The organism is Paraperlucidibaca sp., assembly GCF_982810325.1.
Window position 1 is genome coordinate 1 of sequence record NZ_CEYEMI010000042.1, and the last position, 7,445, is coordinate 7,445.

At 54.8% G+C, this 7,445-nt stretch carries 6 protein-coding genes and 1 pseudogene; 5 read left to right on the top strand and 2 right to left on the bottom strand.

The window, feature by feature from the left end; all coding sequences use genetic code 11:
* The 5 genes and pseudogenes from AC3DKE_RS10440 to der all read left to right on the top strand — a co-directional run.
* Positions 1–329, top strand: a pseudogene (locus tag AC3DKE_RS10440) (flavodoxin-dependent (E)-4-hydroxy-3-methylbut-2-enyl-diphosphate synthase); the annotation flags it as partial.
* A gap of 22 nt (positions 330–351) precedes the next feature.
* Positions 352–1,635: a histidine--tRNA ligase gene (gene hisS / locus AC3DKE_RS10445; RefSeq protein WP_340674892.1), complete on the top strand. Its 1,284-nt coding sequence runs from the start codon at positions 352–354 to the stop codon at positions 1,633–1,635.
* Between the two features lie 14 nt (positions 1,636–1,649).
* A complete protein-coding gene (locus AC3DKE_RS10450) occupies positions 1,650–2,333 on the top strand; it encodes a YfgM family protein (protein WP_487990643.1) in 684 nt (227 codons plus the stop codon).
* A gap of 1 nt (position 2,334) precedes the next feature.
* Positions 2,335–3,483 carry an outer membrane protein assembly factor BamB gene (bamB, locus tag AC3DKE_RS10455; protein WP_340674894.1) on the top strand — a complete coding sequence of 383 codons (1,149 nt, stop codon included), beginning with the start codon at positions 2,335–2,337 and terminating at the stop codon, positions 3,481–3,483.
* 33 nt (positions 3,484–3,516) lie between these two features.
* Positions 3,517–4,920 (top strand): ribosome biogenesis GTPase Der, encoded by a 1,404-nt coding sequence (gene der, locus AC3DKE_RS10460; RefSeq protein WP_340674895.1) that lies wholly within the window; start codon positions 3,517–3,519, stop codon positions 4,918–4,920.
* Positions 4,921–4,989: 69 nt separating this feature from the next.
* Here der and AC3DKE_RS10465 read toward each other — a convergent pair whose 3' ends face one another.
* Together AC3DKE_RS10465 and xseA are read right to left on the bottom strand one after the other, a co-directional pair.
* Entirely contained in the window at positions 4,990–6,117 is a 1,128-nt protein-coding gene (locus AC3DKE_RS10465; protein ID WP_340674896.1) for a M23 family metallopeptidase, read from the bottom strand.
* A partial coding sequence (gene xseA, locus AC3DKE_RS10470; RefSeq protein ID WP_487990644.1) for an exodeoxyribonuclease VII large subunit occupies positions 6,114–7,445 on the bottom strand: 1,332 nt, incomplete at its 5' end. The genes AC3DKE_RS10465 and xseA, both read right to left, overlap by 4 nt.

A 7,445-nucleotide genomic window follows, 5' to 3' on the forward strand; every position in this document is an offset into this window, starting at 1 on the left:
TTAATTTCATTGCCTGCCCCAGCTGTTCGCGCCAAGAATTCGATGTTATCCGTGTCATGAACGCTCTTGAGGCGCGTCTCGAAGATGTGCGCGTGCCCATGGATGTCTCGGTTATTGGCTGCAAAGTGAATGGCCCAGGCGAGGCCAAAGAGGCCGACATTGGCGTGGTCGGCGCGGCACCAAAAAGCTTGGTGTATCGCAATGGCGAAAAAAGCCATCTCATCGATACTAATAATCTAGTCAATGAAATCGAAGCCATGGTGCGTGAGCGCGTGAAAGAAAAAACCGCGCAAGATGCTAAATTAATTGTGAAAACGGCCGCTGACTAAGCAGCCCAAAAGAGAATTACTGATGAGTCGCTTATCTGCCATCCGTGGCATGAATGATATTTTGCCCGAGGCTACGCCGCGCTGGCAGCAGCTGGAAACCACACTGCGCACCTTGATGCAGCGCTATGGCTATCGCGAGATTCGCCTGCCAGTCGTCGAGCCCACATCGTTGTTTAAACGCGCGATTGGTGAAGTCACCGACATTGTCGAAAAAGAGATGTACTGCTTCGAAGACCGCAGCGGTGAGTCCATCACCTTGCGTCCAGAAGGCACTGCCGGATGTGTGCGCGCCTGCCTAGAGCACGGCCTCACGCACAATCAAAGCCCCAAGCTCTGGTATGCCGGCCCGATGTTTCGCTACGAGCGCCCACAAAAGGGTCGCTACCGCCAGTTTCATCAGTTTGGCATCGAAACCTTTGGCCAAGCTGGTGCCGACATGGACGCCGAACTCATCCTAATGACCGCGCGCTTATGGCGTGAGCTAGGCATTAGCGATGCGGTCACGCTAGAGCTCAATAGCTTAGGCGAGCTAGAAGCACGTGCTGCATTTCGCCAAGCCTTGGTAAAATACCTAGAGCAGTTTCGAACTCAACTCGATGATGACTCGCAGCGTCGTTTAACCACAAATCCGCTGCGTATCCTCGATAGCAAAGACGTAAACACCCAAGCCATATTGAAAGATGCACCTAAGCTTGCCGACTACTTAGATGACGTTTCGAAAGCGCACTTTGCACAGCTCTGCGCGCATTTAGATGCCTGCGGCGTTAGCTATCGCATCAACCCAAACTTGGTGCGCGGCTTAGACTATTACAACAAGACCGTATTTGAGTGGGTTACCACCGCACTTGGCGCGCAAGGCACTGTCTGTGCTGGTGGTCGCTATGATGGCTTGGTTGAGCAGCTTGGCGGCCAAGCAACGCCAGCCGTCGGCTGCGCCATGGGCTTGGAGCGCTTGGTATTGCTGCTAGATGCATTGCTGCCAAGCACAGCTGAGCGCGATGCCGACGTCTTTGTCATTGGCTTGGGTGAGGGCAGTAGTGTCGCCGCCACCGTGTTAGCCGAGCAACTGCACAATGCCCTACCGGATGCACGAATCGTGTATAACTGCGGCGGTGGCAGCGTAAAATCACAGTTTCGCAAAGCCGATAAGTCGGGTGCCAGCGTGGCACTTGTACTGGGCGAAAGTGAAATTGCTAGCGGCACCGTGGCGGTGAAGTGGCTGCGAGAACAACGAGAACAATTAACCTGTACCCAAGCCGAGGCTATCGGTGTGGTGCGTGACGCACTGTTAATCAGCGCGCAATAAACGAGGGAACTGGTGTGGCTTACGAAGATGATGAAGTCGTTGAAAATTTAAAAAACTGGTGGCAAAAAAATGGCACTGCGTTGATGTTTGCTGTCGCCGTTGGCCTATTCAGTTTTGCTGGCTGGCGCTATTGGCAAACCACTAGCGTCGAGGCCGCCACGCAAGCACAAAGCTTGCAACAGCAAATGCAAATTGACGTGCAGCGCCTGAGCACCAACCCCAACGATAAAGATATCTTGGCGGAAGTGCAGCGCCTCGGCGATCAGCTCATGAAAGACTATAGCCGCACACCTTATGCGCAAGATGCGGCGTTACTGCTGGCGAAAGTCGCTATTGAGGCGAATGACTTACCGAAGGCTATTACTCTGCTGAAGGGTGTGATTGCTGATAGCAGCGATCACACAGAAGTTGCCTTGGCACAGTCACGCTTGGCGCGAGTGCAGGCCGCTAAAGGCGATTTCGCCGATGCTCTGAGCACACTGAATGAGATCAAAGAGGCTTCGTTGACGCCGGTCGTCAATGAAATCCGCGGCGATATATTTATGCAACAAAATAAAGTGGAAGATGCCAAAGCTGCTTATCAAGCCGCCGACGCCGCACTTGCTGCGCGCAATGAATCTCGCCCTTTGCTTGAGCTTAAGCTTGCCGATGTTGGCCTAGAGCCAGCCGCGCGCACTGCCACCGATTTGGAGCAATAAGATGATGCGGCGTATCGTTGGTCTTGGCTTGCCAGCCACCTGTTTGCTACTGGCAGCCTGCAGCAGCAACCCATCACGCGAAGGTGTCGCGCCGCTTCCTGAGCTACCCAGCAACTCCGTCACGCTCGATGACCGTTGGTCAGTCAATGTCGGCGACGGCAACGATGGCGAAGTGGTTCAACTTGAGCCAGCCGTGAAAGCACCGGCAGTTTATGCTGCTAGCCGCGATGGCATCATTCGCTCAGTAGGGCGCGCCTCTGGCTCTGTGCGTTGGACGCGTGATCTTGACGTTGGCATCACTGGCGGCGTTGGCCTTGGCGATGATGTCTTGGCGGTAGGCACCGAACAGTCCGACTTGCTCCTGCTGAACAGCAAAGATGGCACAACTATTTGGACCGCAAAGCTGGGTTCGGCACTATTGTCCTTGCCGCGTTTGACACAAAAAGATGTCATCGTGCAAACCTTAGATGGCCGCATCCAAGTTTTTAATATCAGTGATGGCAAACTCCGCTGGCAGTTCGATACGCCAGTACCGCCACTGTCATTGCGTGGTAATGCCGCGCCAATCGTCAGCGGCGACAAGCTCTATGCCGTTAGCGGCCAAGGCGATTTGTATCAGCTCGACCTCAAATCTGGCTTGCCCATATGGCAAACGCGCGTTACCAATTCGCGCGGCCGTGGCGAAATTGAGCGCCTGATGGACATCGACGGTGATCTCGTGCTCGATAATAACGGCACGCTCTACACCGCCGGCTTCCAGTCTCAGCTCACAGCAACCGATACCGTTGCCGTGCGCCGCCGCTGGCAAATCAACGTTTCCACCTCGCAAAGTGTTGGCCTTGATGGCGCCCATGTTTATGCTGTCGATAACGATGGCACTATGGCCGCAATAAATCGCATCACCGGCGAGCTGGTATGGAAGCAAGATGGCCTAAAAGGGCGTAAACTCTTGTCCCCCGTGATTTGGCGTGGCCTAGTCGTTGTTGGCGACAGTGATGGCTATCTGCATTTGTTCAGTCCGGTGGATGGCAAACCACGTGGCCGCGAGCGTGCGTCCAGAGACCCGCTCATGAGCGTGGTGGTTGACGCCCCGCAACTGCTTACTTTAACCACGAAAGGCAAACTCCGCGCTTGGGATGTAAAACCCTAAGCGCGCCGCGCCCGACCTTGTGAAGACTTAAATATGAAACCTGTTATTGCCCTGGTCGGGCGTCCGAATGTCGGCAAATCGACCCTGTTTAACCAGCTCACGAAAAGCCGCGACGCCCTCGTTGCCGACTTGCCCGGGCTTACTCGCGACCGTAAATACGGTGACGCCTGCATCGAAAACAAATCTTTTATCGTCATCGACACTGGCGGTATTGGTGAGTCCGATCTAGGCATTGACGCGCCAATGGCCGAGCAATCGCAGCAAGCCATTATGGAAGCCGACATCGTTCTATTTTTGGTTGATGCGCGCGCGGGCCTAATGCCAGCGGATGTGCAGATTGCTGATCAACTGCGCATGCGCGGTAAGCCAATTCATCTCATTGTTAACAAGATCGACGGCCTGCAAGAAGAAGTCGGCATGGCAGAGTTTCATCGCCTAGGTCTTGGCGAGACGCATGCTATTGCGGCCAGCCACGGTCGTGGCGTTACCTTGATGATGGAACGCATTCTGGCCGAATTTCCTGAAGATGAACCCTTCGAGGAAGATCCAGAAGGTGGCATTCGCATCGCCATCATTGGCCGTCCAAACGTGGGTAAATCGACGCTGGTTAACCGTTTATTGGGTGAAGAGCGTGTGGTGGTTTATGACATGCCGGGCACAACGCGCGACAGTATTTATATTCCCTTCGAGCGCCAAGGTCAGCGCTATACGCTGATCGACACCGCCGGTGTGCGGCGCCGTGGTCGCGTTGATGAGACCGTAGAAAAGTTCTCGGTGATCAAAACGCTGCAAGCAGTGAAAGATGCCAACGTAGTCGTTATGGTCATGGACGCCCATGAAAGCATCGTTGATCAAGACTTAAACTTGCTCGGTTTTGTGTTGGAAACTGGTCGCGCGCTGGTGATTGCCATCAACAAATGGGATGGCATGACCGAGTATGAAAAGCTGACCTTACGCAATGCCATGCAGCATCGTTTTGACTTTATTCCCTATGTGAAAATCCACCTGATTTCAGCCAAGTTTGGCACCGCAGTCGGTGATTTATACCCATCGATTCAGCGTGCTTATGAATCGGCTATGATTCGCGTGCCGACCAATCGCCTAACCACATTGCTTGAAGATGCGGTGCAGCAACACCAGCCGCCATTGGTAGGTGGTCGCCGCATTAAGCTGCGCTATTGCCATATGGGTGGTCACAATCCGCCGCTGTTTATTATCCATGGTAACCAAACTGAATCGGTGCCGGCGGTGTATAAGCGCTATCTAGAAAACATCTTCCGTAAAATCTTGAAGCTCTCTGGCACACCCGTGCGCATCGAGTTCAAAACCAGTGAAAACCCGTTTAAAGATCGTGTGAATAGGCTCACCGATGGCCAAGCTGAGCGCCGCCGTCGCTTCGTGCAGACGCACAAAAAGGCTGCGAAAAAGCGCAAATAATCTATCGTTTGATGCATATAAAAATGGCCACGTAATGTGGCCATTTTTGTTTCTGCGTGTCGTAAAAAGTTATTTCGCTGGGCTGTCTTCGGCTAGCAGTAGGCGGGGATCGATGCGCTGATCATTGAGGCTGACGGTCCAGTGCAAATGCGGGCCAGTAGCTCGGCCAGTGGCACCAACTTTACCTACGGGGTCGCCAGCTTTTAATTTTTGGCCAGCCTGCACTAAGACTTTGTCGAAATGGCAGAGCATGGAGAACACGCCTTGGCCGTGATCAATAATCGCGGTGCGGCCATTGAAAAAGTAGTCGCCGACAAGTGCCACCGTGCCATCGGCGGGGCTGCGAGCAATCGCGCCTTTAGGTGCGGCAATGTCTATGCCCATATGCGGATTGCGTGGTTCATCGTTAAAGAAGCGTTTAAAACCGAATGGGCTACTTAAGCGACCAGTAATCGGCCATTGAAACTTTGGCCATTGGGCATCGGCATGAACTGAGGTGGTAAACACGCGATAGGCGGCTTTTTGCTCGGCGGCTTCACGGCTAAAGCGTGCGAGTTGGTCAGGGTCTGGATGGACGTATTTAGTTTCTTTAATTGTCAGGCGCTGTTCGGGATAGTCACCGGCAGTTACGGTGAAACTCATTAATGCTTCGCCAGTGGGTGTGCCGGTCAATGCTTGCACGCCGGTTGCTTCTAGACCTGCACCAATAACGGCAACGCGTGGGCCATTGGTAGTTAAACGGCCGACCCAGACTGGATTGCCTTGATAATAAAGCGGGCCTTCGCTAGCGGGCGTGGTGAGCGTGCTCAGGTCGAGTACGACGAGGCCGCCGTTTATGGCAGCAACGCGAGGCAGTTTGGCGACGGGGTTCTTTTCAATAGTCGACGGTGCGGCGGCGTTCGCCGCATCGGATTCTGCATTAGCTGAGGTAGCGGTCTTATTGCTCACGGTGCTAGCTGGAGTAGCGGTAGTAAGTTTAGATGCGCTGGCTGCGGCAGCAGCTGGCGATTCCTCTGCCCAAGCAGATGGCACAAAGTCGACAAATACGCTCAGGCCAATGAGTACGCCACAAGCCCAACGCAGGGCATGAAGCTTGCCATCGCGAGGATGATCTTCGCGATCGTGAACATCGCTAAAGCGTTCAATTTCCGCATTGGCGGGTGTGGGGCGGGCAGTGTGTGAAGCAAAAAACATCATGGTAATTCCTTAACAGTCAGCACTCGGGCGCTGACTTCTCCATCGTGTAGTCGTGCGGTAATGACGCTATCGACGGCTGTCGCGTTGACCGAACGTAGTAATTGACCTTGTTCATCGCTCACTAATGCGTAGCCACGGCCGAGTACGGCCAGCGGGCTCACCGAATGTGCGCGCTGACTTAGGTGTTGCAGCCATTGTCTGCGTTGCTGCAGATGGCGCTGCGTGGCGTTTTGCAAACGCTGCTGCCATTGCGCGATGGCGGCGCGGTAAGTAACTAAGCGCCGCGCAGGATGTTGTGCATGCAGACGAGCATCGATGCGCTGCAATTGCTGGCGCTGTTGCGAAAGCATAAAACGTAGCTGGCGTTGCAGACGCAGCTCCAGTGTATCGAGGCGTTGACGTTGGTCTTGCAGCAAGCGCTCGGGGCTGCGCAAACGCACTCGCACAGCCTGCAGGCGTTGGCGCTGTAGCTGCAATAAGCGGCTCATGGCGGCATGACTACGGCGAGCCAACTGCGCGATATCACTGCCGAGTTGCATCTGATCTTGACTGACTAACTCAGCCGCTGCCGATGGTGTTGGCGCTCGCACATCGACAACAAAATCGGCAATGGTGAAATCGATTTCGTGCCCAACACCGCTAACCACGGGGATGGGCATGTCGGCGAGCGCTCGCACCACGGCTTCATCGTTAAAAGCCCAAAGATCTTCGAGTGAGCCGCCGCCGCGTGCCACGATGAGCACATCGATGGGCGGCAGATTCTCGGGCGGTGAGGCCAGCCATTCTTGCAGTTGGGTGAGGGCAGTGACGATAGCCGCTGGCGCTTCCGTGCCTTGTACCGGCACCGGCAAAATGCTCACGGCTAGGCCTGGTGCGCGGCGTTTGAGTACCTGCACAATATCGCGCACGGCCGCGCCGCTAGGAGAGGTAAGCACCGCCACGCCACGTGGATGTGCGGGCAGGGCGCGTTTGCGCTCGGGTGAAAATAGACCTTCGGCGGCAAGGCGTGACTTGAGCATTTCGAAGGCTTGTTGCAGCGCACCGCGACCAGCATCTTCGAGGTGCTCAACAATGAGCTGATAGTCACCGCGCGGCGCATACAGGCTGACTTTGGCTCGCACTAATACTTGTTGGCCGTTGCTCGGTGGTGTTTGCAGTTTTGCCGCCGTACGTGCACCACGAAACATCGCCGCGCGCACTTGGGCGTGCTCATCTTTTAGCGTGAAATATAAATGGCCAGAGCTGGGCGCCGACATATTGGATATTTCGCCACGCAGCCAAACGCGGCCGTAGTTGAACTCGAGGAGTTCGCGCACGCTGCCATTGAG